This is a genomic window from Promicromonospora sp. NPDC023987 (genome assembly GCF_040639055.1).
Taxonomy (GTDB): Bacteria; Actinomycetota; Actinomycetes; order Actinomycetales; family Cellulomonadaceae; genus Promicromonospora.
In genome coordinates, this window is record NZ_JBEZZF010000010.1 from 32,963 (window position 1) to 59,865 (window position 26,903).

Sequence of the window (26,903 nt, forward strand, 5' to 3'; positions counted from 1 at the left end):
GCCCAGCACCATCTCTGACGAAAGGTAGACCCATGAAGACTCGTGGAGTGTCCATCGCCGCATGCCTCACGATCACCACCGCGCTGCTCGCGTCCTGCGGGAGCGGGGACGGGGGCGACGACGGCCCGGTGACGCTGAAGTTCCAGGCCCTGTCGGACCAGCCGGCGGCCATCGCCGAGACGGAGTCGATCGTCGCGGACTGGAACGAGGAGAACCCGGACGTCCAGGTCGAGATCGTCCCGGCCGGCTGGGACGGCGTCTACGACAAGCTGATCACCCAGTTCAACGGCGGAGCCGCGCCCGATATCATTCACTACGAGGCCGCGAGCATCGTGTCCTTCGCGCGCGACGGCTACCTCGCCGACCTCACCGACCTCATGTCGGACGAGCGCCGCGCGGACATCCCCGAGGGCATCCTCGACTCCGTGACGGTCGACGACCAGCTCATCGCGTACCCGACCGAGCTGCAGTCGTACATCGTGTTCGCGAACCGCACGCTCCTGGAGGACGCTGGGGTGGAGATCCCGACCGGCGACACCATGACGTGGGACGAGCTGCGCGAGATCGCCAAGGCCACCACGGACGGCGAGGAGGTCTACGGCCTCGGCTGGGGCCTGTCGAGCCCGACGGCGGCGTTCATGTCGCTGGCCCCCGGGTTCGGCGGCACGTACTTCGAGGGCACCGGCGAGGACGCCACCCTGACGGTCGACGACGGCGAGATGGCCCTGCCGGAGCTGGTGCACGACATGGCGTACGAGGACAAGTCGATCCTGCCGGTGACCATGACGCAGTCCGGTTCCGAGGCCATCGCCTCCTTCTACGCCGGGCAGACGGCGATGACCGTGCAGGGCTCCTACCAGGCCGCGAACATCGCCAAGGACGCACCGAAGGACCTCGACTGGATGGCGCTGCCGCCGCTGGCAGGGCCGGAAGGACCGCAGCAGGCGGCCAACCCGCAGACGCTGTCGGTCAACATCGACTCCGAGCACGTCGAGGAGTCGGCCGAGTTCATCGAGTTCTTCACGCAGACGGAGCACCTCGCCGCGCTCAACGAGGCGGACGCGCTGATCCCGGCGACGACGTCGGCGCAGGAGCTCCTGGCGGAGGAGCTCGGCGACGAGAACGGGTGGGAGACCATCCTGGCCTCGGGGCAGAACTTCGTCTCCGCGCCGTACCTCTTCGTCGACTCCTACGCGCAGTGGAAGGACACGGTGGCCACCCCGGCCTACCAGCGCTACCTCGCGCAGGAGACCGACGAGGCGGAGCTGGCGGACCAGCTCACGAACGGCTGGGACGAGATCACGCAGTAACCAGGCCGTGCCGTAGGGCGTGCCGAAGAACGACGTGTACCGAGTAACGACGAAGGAGCGTAGCCGTGAGCTGGTTAGAGGATCGGACGGTGGCCGTGATCACCGGTGCCGCTGTGGGGGACGCGCTCGGTGGCGCCACCGAGGGCTGGACACCGCAGCAGATCGAGGAGCGGCACGGGGGCCGTGTGCGCGGCATCGTCGGACCCTGGTACCCGAACTGGCAGGACGCGCGCCCCATCGCGCCGTACCACAAGGGCGACGGGCACATCACCGACGACACCCTCATGACGAGGGCGCTCGTCGAGGTGTACGCCAAGCGGCGCGCGCACCTCGACGCGTACGCGATGGCCGAGGACCTGGTGCCGCTGATGATCGGCGAGCCCCGGTGGATCCCCGAGCTCGAGTCGACGGCGCTGCTGCTCCAGCGGGTGTTCCTCGCGGAGAAGTGGCTGGTGGCGCGGTTGCACTACGGGCACGTGGACCCGCGTGAGGCCGGTGTCGGCAACGTCGTCAACTGCGGGGCCGCGATGTACATCGCGCCGGTCGGGCTCGTGAACGCGGGTGACCCGCGGGGCGCCTACGCCGAGGCGATCGACCTCACGGGTGCCCACCAGTCCAGCTACGGGCGCGAGGCGGCGGGGGTGTTCGCGGCGATGGTCGCGGCCTCCGTCGCCCCGGGTGCCACGCTCGACGACGTCGTCGCGGCGGCGCTCGACGTCGCGCACGACGGTACCGCCGCAGCGCTCCGCGCGGTGGTGGACGCCCTCGACGGGTGGGCCACGGCGCCCCGGACCGACGACGAGAAGCGCGAGCTGGCGCGTCTCGTCCGGGAGACCGTCGCGCCCTACGACTCGGTGGGCCCCGAGTACCGGCAGATGTCGATGGACGCGCGCCGTCCCTCGCGCACCAAGTCGATCGAGGAGCTGCCGGTCGCCCTCGGGCTGCTCATCGCGCACCGCGGCGACTACCGCGGCGCGGTGCTCGCCGCCGTGAACTACGGCCGCGACGCCGACTCGATCGCGGTCATGGCGGGCGCCGTCGCCGCGGGGCTCGGCGGGAGCGGCGTCGTGCCCGTGGAGTGGCTCGACGAGATCGAGGCCGCCAGCAAGATGGACGTCCGGGAGACCGGCCGGCTCATGGCCTCCGCCGCTGCCGACATCCTGCGCGCCGACCGGGAGCGGGCCCTGGGCCGCCTGGCGGCGCTCGACGCCGTCGCCCCGGACGTGGCTGGTGCCGCGGTGGCGGGTGACCCCGCATGAGGCTGACCTGGGCCCAGCCGGAGGACCTGCTGGCGCACGAGCTCGTGCAGGCGGCGGCCGAGGGCAAGGACGTGGCCGATGTCCGCGACCGCTGGGTCGCGGCAGGCGGCGACCCGACGCCGGCGGTGAGCGGCGCCGGGCCGGTCCCCGCGTCGCCAGAGCTCCGCGCCCTGGCGCGGTCGCTGCTGGAGGAGCTGGACGCCCGGCCGGCGCCGTCGGCCCCGGAGGAACCGGACGAGTGGGACGAGATCGAGGCCCTGCTGCCGCCCGCTCCGGTGCTGCCCAGGCGGCCGTTCGGCTCCGGCGGGCCCGACGCCGCGTACGCCGCTCGCGTGCAGGGCGCCTGGACCGGACGCGCGGCGGGGTGCGTGCTCGGCAAGCCCGTGGAGAAGATCCCCCGGGAGGGCATCGAGGAGATCCTCCGGTCGACCGGCCGGTGGCCCTTGCGGCGGTACTTCACGGCTGCCGGGCTGCCCGACGACGTCGCGGCGCGCTGGCCCTGGAACCGCCGGTCGGCGCCGACGTCGCTCGAGGAGAACATCGACGGCATGCCGGAGGACGACGACCTGAACTACCCGATCCTCGCGCTCGCCCTCCTGGAGCGGCACGGCCGCGGGTTCACCACCGACGACGTCGCGCGGCTGTGGCTCGACAACCTGCCCGCTGGCCGCACCTTCACGGCCGAGCGCGCGGCCTACCGGAACATCCTGGACGCGCGGCCGGTGCCCGAGACGGCGACGCACGACAACCCGTTCCGCGAGTGGATCGGTGCGCTGATCCGCACCGACCTGCTCGGCTGGACGGCACCGGGCGACGTCCGCGAGGCGGCCCGGCTCGCTTGGACCGACGCCCGGCTCAGCCACACCCGCAACGGCACCTACGGCGCACAGTGGGCGGCGGGGCTCGCCTCGGCCGCGATGGTCGCCGACGGTGTGGAGGACGTGCTCGACGCCGCGGGCTCGGTCGTGCCGCCGGGGAGCCGGCTGGCCGCCGCCGTGCGGCTCGGACGCACCCTCGGCGGGGACTGCGACGGGAGCGAGGCGGGCGTCCGGGCCGGTCTCGACCGGCTGCACGCCGAGTACGGGCACCTGCACTGGGTGCACGTGCTGAACAACGCGGCGGTCATCGCGTTCGCGCTCAGCGCCGGGCGCGGCGAGTTCGGGCCCAGCGTCTCGATCGCCGTCACCGCCGGCTGGGACACCGACTCGGCGGCGGCGACCGTCGGCGGGGTGGTCGGCGCCCTGCGCGGGGTCACCGGCATCGGCGAGCAGTGGACCCGGCCCCTGCAGGGGCGGATCGCCACGTCGCTCCCGGGCGGCTCACAGCGCATCACCGACCTCGCGGCGCGCACCGTCGCCCTCGCGGGGCAGTCCGGGCGTACCGCATGAGTGCCGGACGGAACCAGGCGGCGGGCCGGGTCGTCGTCGTCGGGTCGGCGAACGTCGACCTCGTCGTCGACGTCCCACGGCACCCCTCGGGCGGCGAGACGATCCTCGGTGGCGACCTGCGCCGTTCGCCGGGTGGCAAGGGCGCCAACCAGGCCGTCGGCGCGGCACGTGCCGGGGGAGCGGACACCACATTCGTCGGCGCGCTCGGCCGGGACGAGTCGGCCGAGCTGCTGCTCGTCTCGCTGAAGGGTGCGGGCGTCCGGACCGACATCGTCGAGCGCGTCGACACCCCGACCGGCACGGCGCTGATCACCGTGTCGCCCGACGGCGAGAACGCGATAGTCGTCGCACCAGGAGCCAACTCGCACGTCCACATCGGCGCGGCGCAGAAGGACCGGACCATCGCCGCCGACGTCGTGCTCGCGCAGCTCGAGATCCCGCTCGAGAGCGTGGTCGCGGCCGCCCGCGCGCGCCGCGACGGGGCGCTGTTCGTCCTCAACGCCGCGCCCTCGCGCGAGCTGCCGGACGAGCTGTGGGAACAGCTCGACGTGCTCGTCGTCAACGAGCACGAGGCCGCCGACCTGGTGGCCGGCTCGTCGTCCGGCGCCGCCGGGGCCGCCGACGGCGGCGGTCCGGCGGACACGGCGCCGGAAGCGCTCGCGGCGGCACTGCTCCGCCGGGTGCGCGCCGTGGTCGTCACGCTCGGCGGCCAGGGCAGCCTCGTCGCCCGACGTGGCGTCCCCGCCGTGCGCGTGCCCGCCGCCCGGGTCACCGCCGTCGACACCACGGGAGCCGGCGACACCTACTGCGGAGTCCTCGCGGCCGCCCTCGCCCGGGACGCCGACCTCGCCGACGCCGCACGGCTCGCCGGGGCGGCCGGGGCGCTCGCCGTCACCCGGCCGGGGGCCCAGGACGCCGTGCCGGAGGCCGCCGACGTCGCCGCGCTGGCCGAAGAACTGAGAGAGGCACCATGACGTACACGTTCGACCCCCTCGTCCCGCGGCCGATCGACCGGCCGACCGAGGTCGCCGTCGGGCCGCTGACTCCCGAGCAGAGCGCGGCCCTCGACGAGGCGAAGATCTTCTCCGGGCCTGCCGACCCGGCCGACCGGCCCGCCTGGCGGGAGACGCTGCGGGCCTGGCGGGCGGACGCCCGCGACCGGCACAGCTACACGGGCGCCGCGTACGCCCGGCCCGAGGCCGCGTGGGCCGCGCGCTGCTCCACGGTGGCGCAGGTCTGGTTGTGGGACGAGCTGCTCTACTCGTTCGAGGAGGGGCGGTTCACGCCCGAGCGGTTCCTGGCCGACGCCGGCGAGCGCTTTGGCGGGCTGGACGCCGTCGTGCTGTGGCACGCGTACCCGGTGATCGGGCTGGACGACCGCAACCAGTGGGACTTCTACCGCGACGTGCCCGGCCTGTCCGGCCTGGTGGACACGCTGCACGAGGCGGACCTGCACGTGTTCGTCGACTACAACCCGTGGGACGTCGGCACCCGGCGCGGCGCCGACGACGTGACCGAGCTGGCCGCCGTGGTCCGCGAGCTCGGGGCGGACGGTGTCTTCCTCGACACCCTGAAGAAGGCCGAGCCGGAGCTGGTCGCGCGGCTGGAGGAGGCGCGTCCGGGAATCGTCCTGGAGGGCGAGTCGAAGCTGGCGGTCGAACGCATCGAGGACCACTCGTCGTCCTGGGCGCAGTTCTTCGCCGACTCGCCCGTGCCCGGTGTGCTGCGCGCGCACTGGTACGAGCGTCGCCACATGCAGCACCATGTGCGGCGCTGGCACCGCGACCACTCCGAGGAGCTGCAGTCCGCATGGCTCAACGGTGTGGGCGTCATGGTGTGGGAGGTCGTGTTCGGGGTGTGGGTGGGCTGGTCCCGGCGTGACGCCGCGACCGTACGCCGCCTGGTGACCGTCCAGCGCGCCGCCGGTGACCTGCTGCTGGACGGCGAGTGGACGCCGCTGGCCCCGCTCGCCGCCGAGGCGGAGGCCGCCGGGGTGTACGCCTCCCGGTGGGAGCTCGACGGCGTGACGCTCTGGACGCTCGTGAACCGCGGCGAGGCCGACTACACCGGCCGGGTGCTGGCCGCCGGCGCCCCGGAGCGTGCGGCCGGCCGGCTGGTGGCGCTCACCGACGCGGGCACGGCCGACGCCGTCGTGCCGGGACGCGGGATCGCGGCCCTCTTGCACGTGGCGGCGGACGCCGCGGAGCCCGCGTGGCTGCCCGGCCTGCTCGACACCCTCACGGACGCGCCGCACGACCCCGACCCGCGGTTCCCGCACCGGCTCGCCCGCCGCGTCGGCCCCGCGGACCTGTCAGACGCACAAGTCACCGGGGTGGCCGCAACCGATACGAGCGACCCCGTCGTCGTGCCGCAGGGGGCGTACGTGCTGACCGTGCGCCACCGCGCGCGGGAAACCGGGATGTACCAGGGCGCGCCGTACGTCGACGAGTGGAAGCCGCTCCCGCCGCGCCTGCACGACGCGCGCACGCTGCAGCGCGACGGCGTCCTCGCGGCGCCCGTCGCCGTCGCGGCGAACGAGGTGACGAACGCACAGTTCGCCGATTTCCTCGACGCCACCGGCTACGCACCCGCGGAGCCGCACCGGTTCCTGGCGCACTGGGCCGATGGCCACCCCTCCGCCGGTACCGAGGAGCACCCGGTGACCTTCGTCGACCTCGACGACGCCCGCGCGTACTGCGCCTGGCGCGGCGGCCGGCTGCCCACCGAGGACGAGTGGCAGCTCGCGGGCGAGGCACGTCCGGCGCTGTTCGGGGTGGACCGGCCCGGGCTCGCCGTCTGGAGCTGGACCGAGAGCGAGCACAGCGACGGTCGCACCCGGTTCGTCATGCTCAAGGGCGGCAGCGACTACCGCGCCGAGGACTCGGACTGGTACATCGAGGGCGGGCGCCACGCGCCGGACTACTCGGTCAAGTACCTGCTGCCGGGCCTCGGGCTCGCCCGGAGCGCCACCGTCGGGTTCCGGTGCGCGTGGGACCTCGCTCCGGCGTCGGCCACGCCGGCGTCGGCCACGCACGGGGAGGCGACCGCGTGACCGTGTCCCGCGACCCCGCCGACGGTGCCCTGGCCGGCCTCCGTGTCGTGGACGCCTCGACCCTGTTCGCAGGGCCGATGGCGGCCATGCACCTGGGCGACCTCGGGGCCGACGTCATCAAGGTGGAGCACCCGGCCAAGCCCGACCCGTCGCGCACGCACGGGGCCGCGAAGGACGGCGTCAACCTCTGGTGGAAGACGCTGGGGCGCAACAAGCGCACGATCACCGCGAACCTCGGGACACCGGGCGGGCGCGAGGTGTTCCTGGCGCTCGCCGAGCAGGCGGACGTGGTGATCGAGAACTTCCGGCCCGGCACGCTCGAACGCTGGGGCCTCGGCTACGACGACCTGTCGGCCCGCAACCCGCGCCTCGTGCTCGCGCGGGTCTCGGGGTTCGGCCAGGTCGGGCCGTACCGCGCCCGCCCGGGTTTCGGCACGCTCGCCGAGGCGATGAGCGGGTTCGCGGCGATGACCGGCGAGCCCGACGGCCCGCCCACCCTGCCGCCCTTCGGCCTGGCCGACGGCGTCGCGTCGCTCGCCACCGCGTTCGCGATCATGACGGCGCTGACCACGCGCGAGCGCACCGGCCGCGGCCAGGTGGTCGACACGGCCATCGTCGAGCCGATCCTCGCGATGCTCGGGCCGCAGATCACCCGCTGGGACCAGCTCGGCACGGTGCAGGCCCGGACCGGCAACCGGTCCAGCAACAACGCGCCCCGCAACACCTACCGCACGAGCGACGGGCACTGGGTCGCGGTCTCCACGTCGGCCCAGTCGATCGCCGAACGCGTGGTGCGGCTCGTGGGCCGGCCCGACCTCGTCGACGAGCCGTGGTTCGCGCGCGGCGTCGACCGGGCGCGGCACGCGGACGAGCTCGACGAGGCGGTCGGTGGCTGGATCCGGCGTCGGACGCGGGACGAGGTGGTCGCGGCGTTCGAGGCGGCCCAGGCCGCGGTGGCCCCCGTCTACGACGCGCGCGACATCGTCGAGGACCCGCAGTTCCAGGCGCTGGGCACCCTCCACGAGATCGACGACCCCGAGCTCGGGCCGATGCTCATGCAGGGGCCGCTGTTCCGGCTCTCCGAGAACGACGGCGTCATCCAGTTCACGGGCCGGTCGCACGGCGCGGACACGGATCTCGTGCTCGGTGAGCTGGGGTTCTCTCCCGAGCGGGTGGCCGAGCTGCGGGAGGAGGGGGCGGTATGAGTGGTCCTCCTGAGCCTGCGGGCGGTCGCACGCCCCTGACCCTGCTGTACGTGCCGGGCGACCGGCCCGACCGGGTGACCAAGGCCCTGGCGTCGTCGGCCGACGTGGTGCTGGCCGACCTGGAGGACGCCGTCGCGCCGTCGCGCAAGAGCGAGGCGCGGGAGAACGTGGCGAGGTTGCTCTCCGGTGGGTCCGGCCGTGCGGTCCAGGTGCGGATCAACCACCCGAGCACGTCGTGGCACGCGGACGACGTCGCGATGGTCGCGGCGCTGCCCGTGGGCGTCGGCGCACGGGTGCCCAAGGTCGAGTCCGTCGACGAGGTGCGGGCGCTCGCTGCCGCGCTGCCCGGGCGGGCGCTGCACCTGCTGGTCGAGTCGGCGCTCGGGGTGGAGCGGGCGTTCGAGCTGGCGACGGCGTCGGCCCAGGTCGCGTCGCTGGGGCTGGGGGAGGCGGACCTGCGCTCCGACCTGCGGGTCGACGGCGACGAGGGGCTCACCTGGGCGCGCGGCCGCGTCGTCGTCGCGGCTCGGGCGGCGCGGCTGCCGTCGCCGCACATGTCGGCGTACACCAACGTGCGGGACCTCGACGGGCTGTCGGCGTCGTGCCGTGCCGGGCGCAGGCTCGGCTTCAGCGGCCGGACGGCGATCCATCCGGGGCAGCTCGACACGATCCGGGCTGCCTACCTGCCTTCTGCCGACGAGGTCTCCGCGGCGCGAGACGTGCTGGAGCGGGTCGGGACCGCCGCCGTCGACGGTGTGGGCGCCGTGGCGCTGGCGGACGGGACGTTCCTCGACGTGGCGATGGTGGAGCGGGCGCGGTGGGTGCTGGAGCTGGCCTCCTCCGGATAAAGGCTTGCCGCGCGGTGCGAGGGTGGCGAGGTGACCGATCGAGAGACACTGGCCGGCTGCCTGCTGATCACCGGGACGCCCGGGGCGGGGAAGACCACTGTGTCGCGGCTGGTGGCCGAGCGGCTGCCACGAGCAGCGCAGGTCGACGGGGACGTGTTCGGGATCATGCTGGTCAGCGGCCGGGCGAACATGCTCGACGACGACGGACGCTGGGCTCCCGGACCCGAGGGACGACGCCAGCTACGGCTCCGGATGGTGAACCTGTGCTCCGTGGCCGACAACTTCGCTGAGGCCGGGTTCACGCCGGTCGCCGACTCGGTGGTCGAGACACGCGCGGAGCTGAGCTTCATCGCCCGGCGCTTGCGGGCGCGACCCCTGATGCTGGTGGTGCTGTGCCCGCCGCTGGAGGTGGCGCGGCACCGGAACGCGACCCGCGCCGTAGAGACGCGCGTGGACTACGACTTCGCTCCCTTGGCGCGGAACCAGCAGCGGGAGCTGGGTGACCTTGGCTGGTGGCTCGACTCGGGAGAGCAGACGCCGGAGGAGACGGCCGACGTGATCGTTGCGGAGGCCGCGCGGCGGGCCGTGGTGCCGGAGGATGCGTTGCGAGCACAGGGGGCCATTCAGAGGTGACGCCCGGTGGTCGGTCTTCCCTCGTGCGGGTGGTCGCGACCGGCCTGGTTTCTGCTGTCGGCAGATCGGGGTCGTTCGACGCGCGGTGCGAACAGGTGTGCCATAAGGTGGTGGCATGACTTCAGTGATGGGTGCACCTCGGGTGGGCGACCGGCCTCCCGGTTCGGTGCTGCCCATCGGCGACGGGGCGGTCGTGCGTGCGGCGGACGTCCGGGCGCTGCGCGAGCTGCTGGCGGGCATGGTCCTGCCAGGTGGCACCGACACGGCGTCGTCCGTGTCGAAGCGGGCGCAGGCCGAGTGGGTGGACCTGCTCGGTGAGCTCGAGGCGGTGAAGAACACCGTGGCCGCGGCACAGGGCCGGCTGGCGGTGGCGTTGGACGTGGCGACCCGGTCCGAGGAGGCCGGGCAGGGCCTCCGGGCCGAGCGGCGAGGCCGTGGGGTGCCGAACCAGGTCGGTGCGGCGATGCAGGTCAGCCCGCACGCGGGCGGGGCGTTCCTGGGTACGGCTCGGGCGTGGGTCACGCAGATGCCGCACACCTTCGACGCCCTGCGCACGGGTGTCCTGTCGCAGTGGCGCGCGACGCTCCTGGTGCGCGAGACATCTCACCTGACGGCGGAGCATCGGGCTCGGATCGACGAGCAGCTCTGCGGCCCGAGAAGCCGGGCGGTCCTGGCCGGGATGGGTACCAAGCGGCTGGTCGCGCGGATCAAGGAGCTCGCCGGACAGCTCGACGTGCACGCGTGCGTGAAGCGGAACGCGAAGGCCGTCACGGAGCGGCGCGTGTCGGTGCGTCCGGCACCTGATCTGATGGTCTACCTGACCGCGCTGGTCCCGATGGCGCAGGGGGTGCAGGCCTACGCCCAGCTCACCGCGCACGCCAAGGCGGCCAAGGCCACGGGGGATGAGCGCGGTGCGGGGCAGATCATGGCCGACACCCTGATCGAGCGGGTCACCGGCCGCGAACCCGGCACGGCCGATGACGTGCCGGTGACGATCAATCTGTTGGTCTCGGACCAGACGCTGCTCGCCGGTGGTGACGAGCCTGCCGTGGTGCCGGAGGGCATGCCAGGGGGTGCGGGCACGGTCCCGGCCCCGGTGGCGCGCAATCTCGTGGCGCACGGGATCGACGCGGACGCCGCCTGGCTGCGTGCGATCTATGTCGACCCGCACGGGCGTTTGCTGGCGACGACGTCGGTGTCACGGTTCCACCCGCAGGGCCTGGCCGTGCTGCTGCGTGCCCGGGAGCAGGGCATCTGTGCGTCGTCGTGGTGTGATGCGCCCGTGCGGCACCTCGACCACGTCGTGCCGCACGTCGAGGGGGGCGAGACCAGCCTGGCCAATGGTCAGGGCCTGTGTGCGCGGTGCAATCACGCGAAGCAGGCACCCGGTTGGCGGCAGAAGACCACTGAGGTCGACGGCCGGCACGGTGTGGAGACGATCACCCCTACCGGGCACACCTATGTCTCCGTAGCACCCGCACCACCCGAACCGATCCGCGAGACCCCACCGGGGTGGACCCCAGCGGTCGGTATGGGCCCACCCGGCAACGGCCGCATCCCACGTAGCCGGTACTCGATCGGGTGCCACACCAGGCCCCGCAACACCACCATCACCTACCGGCCCAGATCGCGACGACGAGCTCGTCGCCGGAGCGGCCGTGCCGACATCTCGTGGGGGCACAGTCCTGCTCACACGATGCCCGGAACCAGGGCGTAAGCGATCACCGTGATCGAGTTGTTGAACGCGTGCGGGGGTTGGCACGCGATCAACCGTCAGGCCACGAGGACCACCCGCCCGAACACCGTGCCGGCATCCATCTGCCGGTGCGCGTCGGCGGCCTGGTCCAGTGGCAGGACGTCGTGCACGACGGCGTGCAGCTCACCCCGTGTCGCTGCGGCGAACTGGTCGGCCCTGGCCGCGTCGCGGTCCGATGTGGGGATGGTGTCGAGGCTGAACGTCGCGACCGAACGGGACTGCTGGAACGCGCTGATGAGCCGCTTGCCGAAGTCCGCGGGCGGCATGCCGGCGATCGCGCCGACGACGACCAGGCGCCCGTTCGGTGCGAGCCGGTCGATGAACTCCGGGGTGTCCGGTCCGCCGACGATGTCGATGATCACGTCGTAGGACCCCGGCGCGTCCGGTCCGCCGTCGCCGGAGCGGTCGAGCACGTGGGTCGCCCCGAGCTCACGGAGCCGCGCGCTGCGCTCGGGCGACGACGTCGTCACCGCGACGGCGCTCGCGCCACCGCGGGCCGCCAGCTCGACGGCCGGGATGCCGATGCTGCCCGCCGCCCCGCGGACGAGCACCGACTCGCCTGCCGCGAAGTGCGCGTGGGCGAGCGCGAAGTGCGCGACGGGCCCAGAGCTCCCGAGGGTCACCGCGTCGATCGACGAGAGCTCGTCGGGTAGGGCGTCGACGTCGGACACCTGCGCGAGCGCCTGCTCGGCGTAGCCACCGCCGGTGCCCGTGAACGCCCACACCCGTCGGCCCAGCCACGACCTGTCGACGTCGGCGGCGACCGCTGTCACCGTCCCCGCGACCTCGCTGCCGGGGATCAGGCCCGTGGTGAAGCCGTACCCGGCGAGGGTCCCGCGACGGATGACGGCGTCGACGCCACCCACCCCGATCGCCTCGGTCTCGATCACCACCTGCCCGGGCCCCGGGGTCGGCACCGGGACGTCGGTCACCGTCATGCCGCTCGGGTCGCCGAATCGCTCGATCGTCACTGCTCGCATCGTTCGTCTCCTGTGCTGCTCGCTGTCTGCGCTTTCGTGGTGACGCTAACGGACGGGGGCGTCCACTTCGGGAAAGTGAGAGGGGCGACCGACTGATTGCTCCAGTTGCCTGGCGGACCGGCACCACAGATGTCTCACCCTGGTTCGAGCAGGGCGCTCACGTCCCGGCCGGAGAGCTGCTCCGCGATGGCCGCACGGTCGATCATCGACCGGACGGCGGCGATGCGGCCGTCCTGGTAGCGGTAGAAGACGTGCTCGGCGAACCGCAGCCGCGCGCCGTCCGGCCGGAATCCGAGGAGCTCGCCCCGCGGCGTGCAGTCGAAGGTCAGGCGGCACGCCACCTGACCGCCGGCCGCGTCATTCGCCGCGACCACGATCTGCGCGTCGTAGACGAGGTCTGGAGCCGCGGCGAGGTCGGCGGCGATCAGCTCCTGGTACTGCCGGCGCGTCATCGGCTCGCCGTTGTAGGTCAGCTCGTCGTGCACGTGCTCCACGAGGTCGTCGAGCCGGCGCTCGTTGAGCGCGGCGAGGTAGGCGCGGTACCGGGACTCCAGTTCAGGGGACGCGCCGGGCTGCTTGCCGGGTTCGAGGTCGTCGGTCATGTCTCCGCCTCCAAGGTTGTCGTCTCCTGGCCACCGTAAGACCTGCACGGACCAGAGCAACGTGGGCCCATGTGCGAACGGGCTGGTCTGCTGGCTACGGAGGTGACTTTCGGGAGCGTTTGGAGCCGAGTTCATGAGGGGGTCCTGCCACACCCCAGGACCGAGACGGCTCTGGTCGGCCTGAACCCGCGCTCATAGTGTTCGTGACGAGAGCAGCGAGGCGGACCACGCCTCGTCGGGCATCGTCAGGAGCAAGTCATGGAAACGATCGGGCTGATCGGGGCCGGCGACATGGGCGGCGAGATCGCACGCGCGGCGATCGCGCGTGGCTATCGGATCGTGATCGCCAACTCGCGGGGACCGGAGACGCTGCGGGGGCTCATCGACGACCTCGGCCCGGCGGCACGTGCCGCGCATGCGGCGGAAGCCGCCGCGGCGGGCGACTTCGCGATCGTGTCATTCCCTCTCAAGGTCGCCCACGAGCTCCCCGTGGACGAGCTCGCGGGCAAGGTGGTGCTGGACACCAACAACTACATGGTCTGGCGTGACGGCCATATCCCGGTGGTCGACTCCGGCAAGAAGACGGTGCACCAGCTGCGCCAGGAGCAGCTCCCACGGTCCAAGGTCGCCAAGGCGTTCACCCACATCCAGCACGAGCGGCTGCGCGGCGCCGCCCGACCAGCAGGCCATCCCGAGCGGGTGGCGCTGGCGGTGTCGAGCGACCACCCGGAGGCCGTCGACCTCGTCACGCGGCTGTACGACCAGCTCGGTTTCGACACCGCGGACCACAGCCCGCTGAGCGAGTCCTGGCGTAACGCGCCCGGGCAGCCCGCCTGGGTCCGTTCCGGATGGCAGAGCCGGGAGGAGCTGCTCCACAACCTCGGGAGAGCGGACCCCGGCATCCGAGGGTGACGGAGATCGGCTCCGTCAGGCGCCCGCGTCGGCAAGGTCCTGGCACCCTGTTCCCCATGACCTTCGCCGACCTCCACACCGGCCCCCACCCGCTCCTCCTCCCCAACGCCTGGGACGTCGCCTCCGCCCTGGCGTTCGCCGAGGCCGGGTTCCCCGCGGTCGGCACCACGAGCTTCGGCGTCAGCGCCGCCGTCGGCACGCCCGACGCCGGCCGGACGAGCCGCCAGGCGACCGAGGAGCTGGTCCGCCGCCTGAGCGCGCTGCCCGCCTACGTCACCGCAGACCTCGAGGACGGCTACAGCGACGACCCGGCCGAGGTCGCTGGCTTCGTCGCGGCCCTGGCCGACGTCGGCCTCGCGGGCGTGAACGTCGAGGACTCGACGTACGGGGAGCTCATCGACCCGGCGGCCCACGCCGCCAAGGTGACCGCGATCAAGGCGGCGGCGCCAGACCTGTTCGTCAACGCACGCGTCGAGAACTACTGGCTGAACCAGGACGCCACCGTCGAGGCCACCCTCGACCGGGCCCGCGCCTACGTCGACGCCGGCGCCGACGGCATCTTCGTTCCCGGCGCCACCGAGCCGGCCGTGCTCGACCGGCTCGCGAGCGCACTGCCGCTACCGCTCAACGTCCTCGCGGTCCCCGGCCTCTCGCTGGAACGGCTGGGGGAGCTCGGCGTCCGGCGGGTCAGCACCGGGTCCCTGCCCTACCGTGCTGCGATCGACGCGGCCGTCGCCGTCGCGACCGCCGTCCGGGACGGCGAGGCGACACCGACGGCCACTCCGTACCCGCAGGCGCAGGCGCGGCTGGAGCGGTACGCGCAGCGTGCGGCAGGCCGGCGCTGAGGCCGCCCGAGCGGCGACCGGCCCCGCCGATCAGCTCCTACCGAGCACCTCCGCGTTCAGGATCGCGCCGCCAAGGCTCCAACCGCCGTCGGCGACCTCTTCGAGGATGACGAGCGTGGACTGGCGTGCCCGCTCGCCGTACACGTCCGCGAAGGCGTCGGTGACGGCGTCCTGCAGCTTCTTCTTCGATTCCGCGGTGAGGGTGTCCGCGGGCACCTTGAGATTGGCGAACGGCATGGTCAGCCCCTTCTGAGCTCGACGGCGGCCACGGTGCGTGGTCCGACGTCGTCCACCCTGCCGGGCTCCTGCCGGGAGTGGGAGAGGACTGTGGATCGGGGGACCTGCGATCCCTGGAACGACGTCCTGAACCGACAGGATGCGAGCGGCCTCCCGGCGCGGCACGGTGGGAACGCCGGCGAGACAGTCCGCCGTCGGCCCCTAGCCAGGGACGTCGCACCGAGGGAAGGAGCGCGACATGGCGCAGCAGACCGTCGCAGATGTCATGACCCCCGAGCCGACCACCATCGGCATGTCCGAGACGCTCGAGACCGCCGCCCGGACGATGGCCGCACAGGACGTGGGCGCGCTGGTCGTGCAGGCCGGGGCCACGACTGTCGGCATCGTCACCGACCGCGACCTCGTCGTCCGCGGCCTGGCCGAGGGGCTCGGGCTCGAGGCGATGGTCGGCGAGGTGGCGAGCGAGGAGCTGGTCTCCGTCGGGCCCGGCGTCCCGGTCGAGGTAGCTGTCGAGCTGATGCGCGCCGCCGCCGTCCGGCGGATCCCCGTGATGGACGACGACGTACCGGTCGGGATCGTCTCGATCGGCGACCTCGCCGCCGAGCGGGACCCGATGTCGGCCCTGGCGGACATCTCCGAGGCGCAACCGAACGACTGAGTCGTGCGAGGCGTGGACGTGGTCGAGTTCCGGCAGTCGCTGACGGTGCCCCGGCCGCGCGGCGCCGTCGCGGCCGCCCACCGCGCCTGGCTCAGCCACCCGCGGTGGGCGCTCGCCGTCAAGGGCGCGTTCGCGGCGAGCCTCGCCTGGTTCGTGGGGCTCGTCGCGCCCGAGCCGTTCGCCGAGTACCCGTACTACGCGCCGCTGGGGGCCGTGCTCGCCACGACCAGCACCGTGGTGCGCTCGGTCCGGGACTCCCTCCAGTCGGTCGCCGCCGTGCTGGTCGGCGCGATCATCGCCCGTGCCGTGGCCCTGCTGCCCCTGCCGGGTCCGCTGGAGCTCGCCGTGGTGGTGGGCATCGCGCTCCTGTGCGTGAGCTGGCGCATCTTCGGCGAGATGGGTAACTGGGCAGTCATGTCCGCCATCTTCGTGCTCATCCTCGGGAGCGGGGACGGGGCGGACTACATCGGCTCCTACGCCGGGCTGATCGTCGTGGGGGCCGCGATCGGGATCGGTGTCAACGTGCTGCTCCCGCCCCTGCCGCTCACCCCGTCGGAGCTCGCGCTCGGCCGCCTGCGCGACGGGCTCGCCGACCAGGTCGAGTCGCTCGCGAGCTGGCTGGAGAACGAGGGTCCACTGGCACCCGAAGAGTGGGAGGACCGCCGCCAACAGCTCGTCCCGACGGTCGAGCGCGCGCGGGCCGCCGTCGCCCAGACCCGCGAGGCCTCACGCGCCAACGTGCGCGTGCGGTACAACGGCAACCGGCACTGGGTGGACTCCCAGACCCGCCGCGCCGGCGCGCTGGGCACCTCGGCCGACGTGGTCGACGAGATAGTGCGCCTGCTCGTCGAGTGGGAACGGGAAGGCCGCGACGACGTAGCGCTCGGGCAGCAGCTGAGACCTGAGTTCGCCGGCACCCTGCAGGCCTTCGCCGCGGCCCTGCGCACAGCGGTGACCCGCGACACGGCCAACGAGCCCGACAGGGCCCAGAAAGCCGCCGAAGCGGTCGACCGGCTCGACGAGTCGATCAAAGGCCTCCGTAAGGTCGTGCGCACCGCCCGACAGTCGTCCGAGTACGACTACTTCGTGGCGGGCGCTCTCATCGTCAAGCTCGCCCGCGGCGCCGGCGCCCTTCGGGTCTGAGGCGCCCTGCGAGGTCTGAGGACGCGAGACGTCGGGCGGCAAGCGAACCGCTGCCGCGTTACGTTGGAGAAGGTCGAGAAGCGGCTGCCGATCAACTCTGTCGAGGTGTCCCGTGAAGGCCCTTTTCCTCAGCTGCACGCTCAAGCCGTCCCCCGAACCGTCCAACACCGAGGCGCTCGCGTCGGTGGTCGCCGACGCCCTCCGGGAGCGTGGCGTGACCGTCGACCACGTCCGGCTCGCCGATCTCGACGTCCCGCCAGGAGTCGTCACCGACCTGGGCGACGGCGACGCCTGGCCCGGCGTGCACGAGCAGCTGCTGAACGCCCAGATCCTCGTGGTCGTCACCCCGACCTGGATCGGACGGCCCTCCTCCATCGCCCAGCGCATGCTCGAACGCATGGACGCGATGATCTCCGAGACGACCCAGGACGGCACCCCGGTTGCCTACAACCGGGTGGCCGGCGTGGTCGTGACCGGCAACGAGGACGGTGCGCACCACGTGATCTCCGAGATCGACGGTGCGCTCGGCGACATCGGATACACGATCCCCGGCCAGGCGTGGACCTACTGGAACCAGGGCCCCGGCCCCGGCGCCGACTACCCCCAGACCGAGCACGGGCACGAGTGGTCGCACAGCACCGGCCGCCTCATGGCCCACAACCTGTACTCCGTCGCGTCGGCGCTCGCGGCACAGCCGGTGCCGCCCCCCAAGAGCTGACGCCCACGCATGCGAGCGGAAGATCACCGAGGCATGGTTGACGTGTCGGTGAAGCAGCCCGCCGTCGGACCTACCGAGGGAGGAGAGCGACATGGTGCAAACCGTCGCCGATGTCATGACCCCAGCGCCGACCGCCGTCGACGTATCCGATTCCGTCCAGGCCGCCGCCCGGGCGATGGCCAGTGAGGACGTGGGTGCGCTGGTCGTCCAGTCCGAGTCGAAGATCGTCGGGATCGTCACCGACCGGGACCTCGTGATCCGCGGCCTCGCCGAGGGCCTCGGCGTCGACGCGACCGTAGGCCAGGTCGCGAGCGAGCAGCTCGTCACCGTGGGCCCCGGCGACCCCGTGCAGACCGCTGTCGAGGTGATGCGCGACGCCGCGGTCCGGCGCGTTCCCGTGATGGACGGCGACGTCGTCGTCGGCATCGTCGCGATCGGTGACCTCGCCGTCACGCGGGACCCGGCGTCCGCGCTCGCGGACATCTCCGAGGCGGAGCCGAACCGCTGAGCGGCCGCCGACCGGGCTCGTTCGTCGACGCTCGACGAACGAGCCCGGCACGTGCCACCTGACGTGAGACGACCTCCGGGCAGGCCGCGCACCGAGTCCCGGTGAGGAGACGCCATGAGCCCCACACCCGTCGACCTGACCGCCGGCGAGAGCGCCCGCGTGCTGGGCCGGGTCCTCGCCCCGCTGGTCGCCCAGGGCGCGATAGTGCGCCGCCCGCGAGCAACGGCCTGGGCCGAGCGGCACCAGACCGACCGCACGGCACGCGCCGTGCTGACGGACCTGCGGGAGCGGCACGGAGGCGCACCGCTCGTCGTGCGGATCGGGTCGCGACACCTCGTCGTCGTCACCGAGCCCGAGGACGTACGCCGCCTCCTCGAAGGCTCGCCCGAGCCGTTCACGCCCGCCACCAAGGAGAAGCACGCCGCCCTCGCGCACTTCCAGCCCGAGGGCGTGCTCATCTCCTCGACCGCTGAGCGCTGGCACCGCCGGCCGTTCAACGAGGCCGTGCTCCAGACCGACCAGCCGGTGCACGACGACGGGGCCGCCGTCGTCGACGCGGTGCACCGGGGAGCGGCACAGCTGACCCAGCTGCTGGCGTCGACCGGACGGTTCGACGCCCAGGGGTTCACCGACGCATGGTGGGGCATCGTGCTGGAGGTCGTGCTGGGCTCGAAGGCCCGCGGGGACCGAGAGCTCATCGCGGTGCTAGACGCCCTGCGCCGCGACGCGAACTGGGCGTGGCTGCGCCCGCGCCGGACCCGGCTCCGTGAGGAGCTGGAGGGCCGCATCGCGTCCTACGTCCAGACCCCCGAGCAGGGCTGCCTCGCCGCCGCCGCCCACAGGTGCGGGCCCGCCACCGCGGTGGGGCAGGTGCCCCACTGGCTCTTCGCGTTCGACGCCGCCGGCGCCGCGACCCTCCGGGCGCTCGCGATGGCTGCGGCCCGGCCCCCGGTGCGGGAGCGGCTGCTCGTCGAGGCGGAGCCGGCCGGTCCGGCCGCCGGGCCCGCGGCAGGCTCCTCAGCGTCCCCTGCGCTCCTGCCCTACGCGCGGGCGTGCGTCCTGGAGTCCCTGCGCCTGTGGCCGACGACGTTCGCCGTGCTGCGCGACTCGACCGGTCCGACCGACTGGGGCGGTCGGACGCTCCCGGCCCATACGGGGTTCGCCGTCGTGAGTTCCTTCTTCCATCGCGACCCCGCCCGGCTCGGGCACGCTGACGCGTTCGTGCCCGACGCGTGGCTGGACGGCCGCAACAGCGCGGACTGGGGCCTGATCCCCTTCAGCGGCGGGCCCGTCGCCTGCCCCGGGCGGAACCTCGTGCTGCTGGTGGCGTCCCACCTGCTCACGCGGCTGGTCGCGCGGGACCTGCGGGTCGCCCGCGGGCGCTACCTGGCCCGTGACCCCGTGCCGGCGACGGTGGACCACCTCGGGCTGCGCTTCCGCGTCGCCGGCGGCGCCTGACGCACGAGCTGGGAGAGGAGGCAGTGCCATGGCCGAGCCCGGGATGCTGCCCGGCGTGCCCCACCTGCGGTCGATCGCCGAGGTGGCGCAGCTCGTCGAGGCGTTCTCGCCGCTCTACGTGCGGTTCAGCGCGGGCCCCGTGGCCGACGCCGCCACCGTGAGCCGGGACCACGAGAGCGGATGCCTGCTGCCAGGGCTCAGCGTGAACCCGCTGACGCCGGAGCCGTGGTGGAACCGGGAGGTCGAGCACTGGCTCGCGCGGCAGCTCTGGCAGTACGCGCACCTGCTGTCGCCGGAGCGCTACCCGTGGGTGCTCACCGGCGAGATCGCGGGCCGCGGACCGGACTGCGAGCCGCTGCTGGTCGATACCACCGCCGTCGCGTCGATCGACCGGTCGGTGGTCGACGAGGCGACCACGACGTACGCCCGCGTGTTCCGCGCGGGGGCGGACGGAAGGTGATCGACTGTTCATCGTGGCTTCACTTGCCCGCCGGGGTGCATTCAGCGCCGACAGGTGAACTCGCGACATGCCTCGACATGTCCCAGTACGTCCACGTCTGCTGGCGCCTGTCGCCGCGGCGCTCGGCGTCGCCCTCGCCCTCGGATCGGGCCTCCCGGCCGCCCAGGCGGCCGACCCTCTGCCCGGGATCGAGGGGGATGGAGCACCCCGTGACCCGTACCAGATCGACTCGGCCGACGACCTGCGGACGGTCGCCGGCGCGATCAACGGCGACCCGGGGGCGTACGGCGGGTCGGCCTACCGGCTGACCGCCGACATCGACTTCGGCGGGAGCCCGTTCGGCGGCATCAACTCCTTCACCGGCACGCTCGAGGGCGCCGGGCACACGATCAGCGACATCGAGCTCGTGCGGGACGCCTCGGCGGGCGGCGAGGCCGACCGGCTCGGCCTGATCCGCAAGCTGGACGGCGGCACGGTCCGGAACCTCACGCTCGACGGCGTCCGGGCCGACGCGGGGGCGAGCACCAGCGGCTGGATCGGTGCGGTTGCCGTCGTGGCCACCAACGCCACCCTTACCGGTCTCGCGGTGACCGACGCAGAGCTCGTCGCGAACAGCGCCGAGAAGGTGGGTGGCATCACCGCCCAGCTGCACGGCGGGACCATCGCGGACAGCTGGGTGGCCGGCTCCCTGAGTGCGGGCGAGATGCCCGGCGGTATCGCCGCCTACGTCAACCAGGACGCGCAGGTGCGCAACAACCTGGTGGCGGCCGACCTGACCATGGTGGTCCCGGGCGGGGCGAACGGCACACGGGGCAACAACGCCGGGCTGATCGCCGGCTACCCGGGCTCGCCCAACGGCAGCACCTTCGCCGGCAACGTCGCGCTGTCCGGCTCGATCGACTACTCGGGCAAGGTCGACGGGTTCGTCGGCCGGGTCATCGGGTACACCGAGTACGGCGGCTGGACGGCCGAGGACAACCTGGCCAACGACGCCATCACCATCGGCGGGGACCCGGTCACCGGACCGGGCACCAAGAACCAGCACGGCACGGACGCCACGGCGGAGGAGCTCGCGCAGCGGGCGACCTACGACGAGCTGGGCTGGGATCTCACCAACGCCTGGCGCTGGGACGACGCGCTGGGTCACCCCGTGCCGCAGTACACGGCGGCGCTGTTCGGCAACGGCACCGCCGAGCAGCCCTACGAGATCGGCTCGGCCGAGGACCTGGAGCTGCTCACCGCCCAGCTCAACGACGGCAACCCGCGCTACACCGGCGCCAAGCACTTCGTGCTGACCGCCGACCTGGACTTCGCCGGGCGCGAGCCGTTCGGTGGCATCAACCGGTTCGAGGGCGTCCTGGACGGCGCGGGGCACACGATCAGCAGCCTGGTCTACGGCCCGCAGGAGAGCGCGGGCAGCGAGGCCGACCGGCTCGGCCTGGTCCGGCAGCTCGCCGGCGGCACGATCCGCGGCCTCACCCTGGCGGGCGTCACGGCCGACGGTGGCACCCGCAGCGGGTTCGTCGCCGGTCTCGCCGTCGTCGCCACCGACGCGACGCTCACCGGCAACGCCGTCGTCGACGCCGACCTGACCGCCACCAGCGCCGAGAAGGTGGCCGGCCTGGTCGCCGAGCTGCGCGGCGGCAGCGTCAGCGACAACTGGGTCCAGGGCGCCATGAGCGCCCACAAGATGCCCGCCGGCCTCGTCGCCTACTCGAACAACGCCGTGACCGTGCGCAACAACCTCGTCGAGGTGGACCTCACGGTCGCCGCCGACGGCGGGGCGGCCGGCACCCGGGGCATCGACGCCGCGCACGTCGTCGCCTACCCCGGCAACCCGAGCTCCGGCAGCTCGTTCACCGGCAACGTCGCGCTGGGCGGCTCGATCGACTACTCGGGCAAGGCCGACGGGTTCGCGGGCCGCGTCGTCGGCTACACCGGCTACGACGGCTGGACAGCGCAGGACAACCTCGCGAACACCGAGATCACCATCGGCGGCCAGGCCGTCGACGGCCCCGGCACGAAGAACCAGCACGGCACCGACACGACGCCGGAGGCGCTCGCGCAGCAGGCCACCTACACGGCGCGCGGCTGGGACTTCGTCGAGAAGTGGCGGTTCGACGCCGAGCTCGGCCACCCCGTGCCCAAGTACGTCTCGGCCGCCGAGGCGCCCAACCGGATCACCACCACGTTCTACGGCGACCCGGGCACCCAGCGCGCGTTCACCTGGTACTCGACGCTGGAGACGGGCAGTGCCGTCGTGGTGCTGAGCACCGACCGCGAGTTCCCCGAGGGCTCCGCCACCGTCGAGGTCGAGGCGGAGCGCGAGGACAGCGAGGACGGCGAGACGTTCTACCGCGCGATCGCCCGCGACCTGCGGCCCGGCACCACCTACTACTACCGCGTCGGGGACGCGGCCGAGCAGGTGTGGAGCGCGACCGGCACCTTTGTCAGCGCTGACGGCGCCACGGCCGAGGGCGGCGACGAGGACTTCACGTTCGTCGACCTGACCGACACGCAGTCGCAGAACCTGGCTGAGGCAGAGCTCTCCGCGCAGACGATCGCCAAGGCGCTCGAGCACGTGCCGGACGCCGAGTTCGTCATGCACAACGGCGACCTGGTCGAGGACGGCAGCAGGGAGCAGGACTGGAAGGACCTGCTCGACTCCGCCCGCCCGAGCCTCCTGAATACGACGCTCGCGCCGGCGTCCGGCAACCACGACCGGCACACGAACGCGTTCGCCGACCACTTCACGCTGGAGGGCCCGCAGGAGCAGGACCGGTCCGACGGCGTGTACTACTCGTACACGTACAACCAGGCGCACTTCATGGTGCTCAACACCAACGAGGGCGGTTCCGAGGGCATCTCCCAGGAGCAGCTCGACTGGCTCAGGGCCGACGCCGAGGCCGCCCGCGCCGCCGGCGCCAAGTGGCTGATCCTGACGATGCACAAGGGCACGTACACGACGGCGACCCACCTGGACGACGAGGACGTGATGGCCATGCGCCGCACCCTCGTGCCGGTGATCGACGAGCTGAACATCGACCTGGTGTTCCAGGGGCACGACCACGTGATGAGCCGGTCGAAGGTCCTGGCCGCCGACCCCGACGGGGTCGCCGGGGCGCGTCCCGTCGAGACGACGAAGATCACCGAGGTCCGCAACGGCAAGCGCATCGAGTACGCCGTGGACCCCGAGGGCACCATCTTCTTCCTGCCGAACACCGCCGGCGCGAAGCACTACACGCAGGCCACCGACCCGCAGGGCGTCGACCTCGAGCCCTACCTGCGGCTGTTCGACCGTACGGGGGAGCAGGCGACGGAGAATTTCACGGCAGTCGACGTCACGGCCGACCGCCTCACGGTGAACGTCTACGACATCCGGGACCGCGGCGTGCCGCGCCTGTTCGAGGGCTTCGGCATCGACAGGGAGCTGTCCCCGGTCGGCGCGCGGATCGACGAGCTGCCCGCCGTCGACGACGTGACGCTCGACGACGCCGACGCGGTGGCCGCCGTGCGTGCCGTCGTGGACGGGCTCACCGAGGCGCAGCGCGGTGCCCTCACGGGGATGCCGCGGCTGGAGGCCGCCGAGCGTCGCCTGCGCGAGCTGGGTGGCCTGGTCTCGACCGACGGCAAGACGGTCGCCTGGGCCGACCCGGACGCGACCGCCCGCCAGGCGGTCACCGTCCGCAACGACACCCGGTCCGACTTCACCGGTACGCCGGTGCAGCTCCGCATCCCGGCAGCGCCCGACGCCGAGCGGGACGAGCTGTCGTTCTTCGCCGCCGACGGCGCGCCCCTGCCGTTCGAGGTGGAGACCTGGCAGCCGGGCGGCACCTCCACCGTGTGGGTCCGCGTGCCGCGTCTGGCCGCCGGCTCGGCGCAGCAGGTGTGGGCCTACTTCGGGGGATCGGCCCCGGCCAACGACCCGACGGCGGTGTGGGGCGAGGACTACACCCTCGTCGAGCACTTCGGCCGCGCCACCGCGAGCGGCGAGCGGCGCACGGACTCCACGGGCCGGCACGCCGGCCTCGTCGTGGGCGACGACCTCGCGACCGGCACCTCGGAGCGCGGCACCGGCCAGGCGCGCTTCGCCGGCTCGCGCCTGCAGTACCCGGACGACGTCGGCGGTCACCACGACCGGATAGCGATCAGCGGCGTGTACTCCCTCACCGAGGAGGACCTGGCCGAGCTCGGCGGGCCCGCCCCGGTGATCGCCAAGGAGAGCGCGACCGGCGACGGGCAGCACACCTTCTGGCAGGGGGTCCGGCCCGAGGGGCCGCAGGTCGGCACCCGGCTGGCCGGCAACAGCTGGGAGTTCGGCGACGTCGACCTGAGCCACCGGTTCGACTTCCCGGCCGACGGCGAGCCCCACCTGGTCACGCAGACCTACGACGGCATGACGTACTCGGTGTTCGTCGACGGCCGTGAGGTGCACAGCCAGATGGTCGAGTACCGCAGCACGTTCTCCGACCCGGCGGTGCAGACGACGATCGGCGACTACTACACGAACGACGGCAGCCTCCGGTCGCCGTTCCGCGGCCTGGTCGACGAGGTGCAGATAGCGGGCGTGGCGTTCACCCCGGACTTCGAGGCCTTCCGGTACGCGAACCTGTTCGGCGACGCCGTGACGTTCGGCGAGCGCGTCGAGCGGGCCGACGAGCCCGTGACCCTGATCGTCGGTACGCCCCGCGCCGGCAGCACGGTCGAGGCGGGCCTCGTCGAGGTGACGGGGTCGGTGACCCGCAGCGCGGTGCTCACCGCCGAGCTGGCGGGCAAGAAGGTGCACACCGAGCGGGTCGACGCCGGGCCGTTCACCGTCCGCGTGCCCGTGAACGAGCCGGGGGAGCAGACCCTCGCGGTGCGCGCCGCCGCCGTCGGCGGGCCACGGGACACGGCGGGCCCGGTCGAGGTGCCGGTCACCGTCGAGGACACGGTCGCGCCCGCCACGCCGAAGGTGAGCGACGACGCCTCGTCCGCGTCCGGTGCGGGTGTGACCCTGTCCGCCACGCCGCGCACCGAGGACCGGGAGCGGGTCGAGGCCACCTTCTACGCCGGCCCGACCATCCAGCTCGACGACTCGAACGTCGTGGTGCGCAGCGGCAGCACCCCCGACCGGGTGCCGGACGCCCTCGAGCCCACCAGCGGGAAGGTCGGCGACGAGCTGCTGCCGACCACCGTCGGGGAGAACGAGAACCCGTTCCAGGTCTACGAGGTCTCGCTGACCGACGAACAGGCAGCACAGGACGAGTTCCACCTGACCTGGTCGGGTACCGGAGACGACCGCACCGTCTCTGCCCACGTGTACGACCACGCGGCCGACCGCTGGATCCTCAAGGACTCCGGGTCGGACCGGAAGGGCGCCGCCGTCCAGCTGGACGTGACCGCCCGCGCCGACGAGAACGTCGTCGCCGACGGGAAGCTCCACCTGCTCGTCTGGCGCGGCCTGACGGCCCTGCCCGACGGCGAGGACCGGGACATCGAGGCGCTGCCGACCGCCGACCGGTACGACTGGGCGTTCGACCACGTGCCGGACTCCCAGCTCTACGCGCAGGCGACACCCGACCTCATGACGCACCAGTTCGAGTACGTCGCGGACGTGGCCGCCGAGCGCAAGACCGAGCTGGTCATCCAGGCCGGCGACTGGGTCAACCGCGAGTACCTCTCGCAGGAGTACCAGTGGGTCAACGCGGAACCGTCGGCCCGGGCGCTGGAGGAAGCCGGGCTGCCGTACCTGATCTCGTGGGGCAACCACGACTACCAGAACAACCGCAACGGCCGCGTCATGCTGCCCAAGTACTTCCCGATGGAGCGGTTCGAGAAGAGCTTGGAGGGCAGCCCCTGGCGGTTCGGGGGCAGCGACAACATCGACAACTACTACTACACGGGCGAGATCGACGGGGCGCGGCTGCTGGTGCTGACGGTCGGGTTCTTCTCCGCCGACGACGCGGACGACGCCGGGCTGGCGTGGGCGAAGGACGTCATCGAGGCGCACCCCGACCACGCGGTGATCATCGCCAACCACAACTCGGTCAACCAGGGCGTGAACGGCTGGTCGAACGGCAACGTGACCCGGGAGCTGGTGGACCCGTACGAGAACGTCAAGCTGGTGCTGGGCGGCCACATCGCGGGCACCGGCGTCGCGTCGCGGGAGACCGCGGGCGGCAACCGCGCCTACGGCGTCCTGACCGACTACCAGTCACGCGTCTACGGCGGTCAGGAGTACCTCAAGCACATCAGCGTCGACGCCGAGAACGACCTGATGTACTTCAACACCTGGTCGCCGCTGCTGGAGAAGGCCACCTCCGACGGCAACTGGCACCACGAGGTGCCCGAGGGCGCGATCCCGGGCTTCCACGGCGACGACACGGAGAACTTCGCGCTGGAGATCGACCTCGGTGGCACGACCACGCGCACCCTGGCCGCAGAGTCGCTCACCGTGGCGGCCGGACCGAGGGAGCAGGTCGGCGACCCGCAGACGGCGGTGGGGGCCGAGACCGTGTCCGTGCAGCTCGACGACGCCGAGGGCGGTGTGCAGCACGAGTGGTACGCCGAGCTGCGTGACCCGGCCGGTCACGTGACCCGGAGCGCCGTCAGCACGTTCACCCTGGAGGAGGCGCCGTCGGCCCCCGCCTGGGACGCCGACGCCGTGTACACCGCGGGCGACGAGGTGACCTACCGGGGCGCGGTCTGGCAGGCGTCGTGGTGGTCCCGGGACCAGGAGCCCGGCAACCCGCACGGACCGTGGCAGGAGATCGCCACGACCGACGACGGCACCGCCGTCTGGACCCCGACGCGGATCTTCGACGCCGGTGACCAGGTGGAGCACGACGGCCGGCGGTACGAGGCCACGTGGTGGACCCGCAACCAGGAGCCGGGTACCCCGTTCGGCCCCTGGCGCTGACCCGCACTCGCTGAGCCTCCGTTGTGGACC

21 protein-coding genes are annotated in these 26,903 nt (G+C 72.9%); 18 read left to right on the top strand and 3 right to left on the bottom strand.

The features are described from left to right. Positions 1-32 precede the first annotated feature (32 nt). From AB0F40_RS07100 to AB0F40_RS07140, 9 genes are all read left to right on the top strand, one after another. Positions 33-1,310: a sugar ABC transporter substrate-binding protein gene (locus tag AB0F40_RS07100; protein ID WP_357465421.1), complete on the top strand. Its 1,278-nt coding sequence runs from the start codon at positions 33-35 to the stop codon at positions 1,308-1,310. Positions 1,311-1,375: 65 nt separating this feature from the next. Next, a complete protein-coding gene (locus AB0F40_RS07105) occupies positions 1,376-2,569 on the top strand; it encodes an ADP-ribosylglycohydrolase family protein (RefSeq protein WP_357465422.1) in 1,194 nt (397 codons plus the stop codon). Next, the gene (locus AB0F40_RS07110) at positions 2,566-3,957 is read left to right on the top strand and encodes an ADP-ribosylglycohydrolase family protein (RefSeq protein ID WP_357465423.1); all 1,392 of its coding nucleotides are present in this window, start codon (positions 2,566-2,568) and stop codon (positions 3,955-3,957) included. Before AB0F40_RS07105 ends, AB0F40_RS07110 begins: the two co-directional genes overlap by 4 nt. Then, complete coding sequence (locus AB0F40_RS07115) at positions 3,954-4,931, top strand: ribokinase (RefSeq protein WP_357465424.1); 978 nt, start codon at positions 3,954-3,956, stop codon at positions 4,929-4,931. Before AB0F40_RS07110 ends, AB0F40_RS07115 begins: the two co-directional genes overlap by 4 nt. Continuing rightward, positions 4,928-7,009 carry an SUMF1/EgtB/PvdO family nonheme iron enzyme gene (locus tag AB0F40_RS07120; protein WP_357465425.1) on the top strand — a complete coding sequence of 694 codons (2,082 nt, stop codon included), beginning with the start codon at positions 4,928-4,930 and terminating at the stop codon, positions 7,007-7,009. Before AB0F40_RS07115 ends, AB0F40_RS07120 begins: the two co-directional genes overlap by 4 nt. Continuing rightward, positions 7,006-8,214 carry a CoA transferase gene (locus tag AB0F40_RS07125; protein WP_357465426.1) on the top strand — a complete coding sequence of 403 codons (1,209 nt, stop codon included), beginning with the start codon at positions 7,006-7,008 and terminating at the stop codon, positions 8,212-8,214. Before AB0F40_RS07120 ends, AB0F40_RS07125 begins: the two co-directional genes overlap by 4 nt. After that, complete coding sequence (locus AB0F40_RS07130; RefSeq protein WP_357465427.1) at positions 8,211-9,062, top strand: CoA ester lyase; 852 nt, start codon at positions 8,211-8,213, stop codon at positions 9,060-9,062. Before AB0F40_RS07125 ends, AB0F40_RS07130 begins: the two co-directional genes overlap by 4 nt. A 30-nt stretch (positions 9,063-9,092) precedes the next feature. Continuing rightward, positions 9,093-9,695, top strand: coding sequence for an AAA family ATPase (locus tag AB0F40_RS07135; protein ID WP_357465428.1), 603 nt, complete (start codon positions 9,093-9,095; stop codon positions 9,693-9,695). 238 nt (positions 9,696-9,933) lie between these two features. Then, the gene (locus AB0F40_RS07140; RefSeq protein ID WP_357465496.1) at positions 9,934-11,412 is read left to right on the top strand and encodes a DUF222 domain-containing protein; all 1,479 of its coding nucleotides are present in this window, start codon (positions 9,934-9,936) and stop codon (positions 11,410-11,412) included. Between the two features lie 56 nt (positions 11,413-11,468). On the opposite strand, the gene AB0F40_RS07145 is transcribed toward AB0F40_RS07140, so the two are convergent. After that, entirely contained in the window at positions 11,469-12,431 is a 963-nt protein-coding gene (locus AB0F40_RS07145; RefSeq protein WP_357465429.1) for a zinc-binding dehydrogenase, read from the bottom strand. A 134-nt stretch (positions 12,432-12,565) separates the two neighbouring features. Next, entirely contained in the window at positions 12,566-13,033 is a 468-nt protein-coding gene (locus AB0F40_RS07150; RefSeq protein WP_357465430.1) for an ester cyclase, read from the bottom strand. A 258-nt stretch (positions 13,034-13,291) separates the two neighbouring features. On the opposite strand from AB0F40_RS07150, the gene AB0F40_RS07155 reads away from it, so the two are divergent. After that, positions 13,292-13,945 (top strand): NAD(P)-binding domain-containing protein, encoded by a 654-nt coding sequence (locus tag AB0F40_RS07155; protein WP_357465431.1) that lies wholly within the window; start codon positions 13,292-13,294, stop codon positions 13,943-13,945. Positions 13,946-14,001: 56 nt separating this feature from the next. Continuing rightward, the gene (locus AB0F40_RS07160; protein ID WP_357465432.1) at positions 14,002-14,790 is read left to right on the top strand and encodes an isocitrate lyase/phosphoenolpyruvate mutase family protein; all 789 of its coding nucleotides are present in this window, start codon (positions 14,002-14,004) and stop codon (positions 14,788-14,790) included. Positions 14,791-14,820: 30 nt separating this feature from the next. Here the strand turns inward: AB0F40_RS07160 and AB0F40_RS07165 are convergent, their stop codons facing one another. Beyond that, positions 14,821-15,027, bottom strand: coding sequence for a tautomerase family protein (locus AB0F40_RS07165; protein WP_357465433.1), 207 nt, complete (start codon positions 15,025-15,027; stop codon positions 14,821-14,823). 238 nt (positions 15,028-15,265) lie between these two features. Between AB0F40_RS07165 and AB0F40_RS07170 the strand changes: the two genes are divergently transcribed. The 7 genes from AB0F40_RS07170 to AB0F40_RS07200 all read left to right on the top strand — a co-directional run bounded on the left by AB0F40_RS07170 (position 15,266) and on the right by AB0F40_RS07200 (position 26,873). Then, entirely contained in the window at positions 15,266-15,685 is a 420-nt protein-coding gene (locus tag AB0F40_RS07170; protein WP_357465434.1) for a CBS domain-containing protein, read from the top strand. A 3-nt stretch (positions 15,686-15,688) separates the two neighbouring features. Then, positions 15,689-16,828 (top strand): FUSC family protein, encoded by a 1,140-nt coding sequence (locus AB0F40_RS07175; protein ID WP_357465435.1) that lies wholly within the window; start codon positions 15,689-15,691, stop codon positions 16,826-16,828. A 112-nt stretch (positions 16,829-16,940) separates the two neighbouring features. Further along, positions 16,941-17,546, top strand: coding sequence for an NAD(P)H-dependent oxidoreductase (locus tag AB0F40_RS07180; RefSeq protein ID WP_357465436.1), 606 nt, complete (start codon positions 16,941-16,943; stop codon positions 17,544-17,546). A 91-nt stretch (positions 17,547-17,637) separates the two neighbouring features. Further along, complete coding sequence (locus tag AB0F40_RS07185; protein WP_357465437.1) at positions 17,638-18,054, top strand: CBS domain-containing protein; 417 nt, start codon at positions 17,638-17,640, stop codon at positions 18,052-18,054. Between the two features lie 114 nt (positions 18,055-18,168). Further along, a complete protein-coding gene (locus AB0F40_RS07190; RefSeq protein ID WP_357465438.1) occupies positions 18,169-19,512 on the top strand; it encodes a cytochrome P450 in 1,344 nt (447 codons plus the stop codon). Between the two features lie 28 nt (positions 19,513-19,540). After that, positions 19,541-19,972, top strand: a complete 432-nt coding sequence (locus AB0F40_RS07195) for a DUF6098 family protein (RefSeq protein ID WP_357465439.1) — start codon at positions 19,541-19,543, stop codon at positions 19,970-19,972. 67 nt (positions 19,973-20,039) lie between these two features. Beyond that, positions 20,040-26,873: a DUF2341 domain-containing protein gene (locus tag AB0F40_RS07200; RefSeq protein WP_357465440.1), complete on the top strand. Its 6,834-nt coding sequence runs from the start codon at positions 20,040-20,042 to the stop codon at positions 26,871-26,873. Positions 26,874-26,903: the final 30 nt, after the last annotated feature.

Coding starts and splice junctions, on each gene's coding strand:
- AB0F40_RS07100 (WP_357465421.1), top strand. CDS start 33: ATGAAGACTCGTGGAGTGTCCATCGCCGCATGCCTCACGATCACCACC.
- AB0F40_RS07110 (WP_357465423.1), top strand. CDS start 2,566: ATGAGGCTGACCTGGGCCCAGCCGGAGGACCTGCTGGCGCACGAGCTC.
- AB0F40_RS07115 (WP_357465424.1), top strand. CDS start 3,954: ATGAGTGCCGGACGGAACCAGGCGGCGGGCCGGGTCGTCGTCGTCGGG.
- AB0F40_RS07120 (WP_357465425.1), top strand. CDS start 4,928: ATGACGTACACGTTCGACCCCCTCGTCCCGCGGCCGATCGACCGGCCG.
- AB0F40_RS07130 (WP_357465427.1), top strand. CDS start 8,211: ATGAGTGGTCCTCCTGAGCCTGCGGGCGGTCGCACGCCCCTGACCCTG.
- AB0F40_RS07140 (WP_357465496.1), top strand. CDS start 9,934: ATGGTCCTGCCAGGTGGCACCGACACGGCGTCGTCCGTGTCGAAGCGG.
- AB0F40_RS07145 (WP_357465429.1), bottom strand. CDS start 12,431: ATGCGAGCAGTGACGATCGAGCGATTCGGCGACCCGAGCGGCATGACG.
- AB0F40_RS07150 (WP_357465430.1), bottom strand. CDS start 13,033: ATGACCGACGACCTCGAACCCGGCAAGCAGCCCGGCGCGTCCCCTGAA.
- AB0F40_RS07155 (WP_357465431.1), top strand. CDS start 13,292: ATGGAAACGATCGGGCTGATCGGGGCCGGCGACATGGGCGGCGAGATC.
- AB0F40_RS07160 (WP_357465432.1), top strand. CDS start 14,002: ATGACCTTCGCCGACCTCCACACCGGCCCCCACCCGCTCCTCCTCCCC.
- AB0F40_RS07165 (WP_357465433.1), bottom strand. CDS start 15,027: ATGCCGTTCGCCAATCTCAAGGTGCCCGCGGACACCCTCACCGCGGAA.
- AB0F40_RS07170 (WP_357465434.1), top strand. CDS start 15,266: ATGGCGCAGCAGACCGTCGCAGATGTCATGACCCCCGAGCCGACCACC.
- AB0F40_RS07185 (WP_357465437.1), top strand. CDS start 17,638: ATGGTGCAAACCGTCGCCGATGTCATGACCCCAGCGCCGACCGCCGTC.
- AB0F40_RS07190 (WP_357465438.1), top strand. CDS start 18,169: ATGAGCCCCACACCCGTCGACCTGACCGCCGGCGAGAGCGCCCGCGTG.
- AB0F40_RS07195 (WP_357465439.1), top strand. CDS start 19,541: ATGGCCGAGCCCGGGATGCTGCCCGGCGTGCCCCACCTGCGGTCGATC.
- AB0F40_RS07200 (WP_357465440.1), top strand. CDS start 20,040: ATGCCTCGACATGTCCCAGTACGTCCACGTCTGCTGGCGCCTGTCGCC.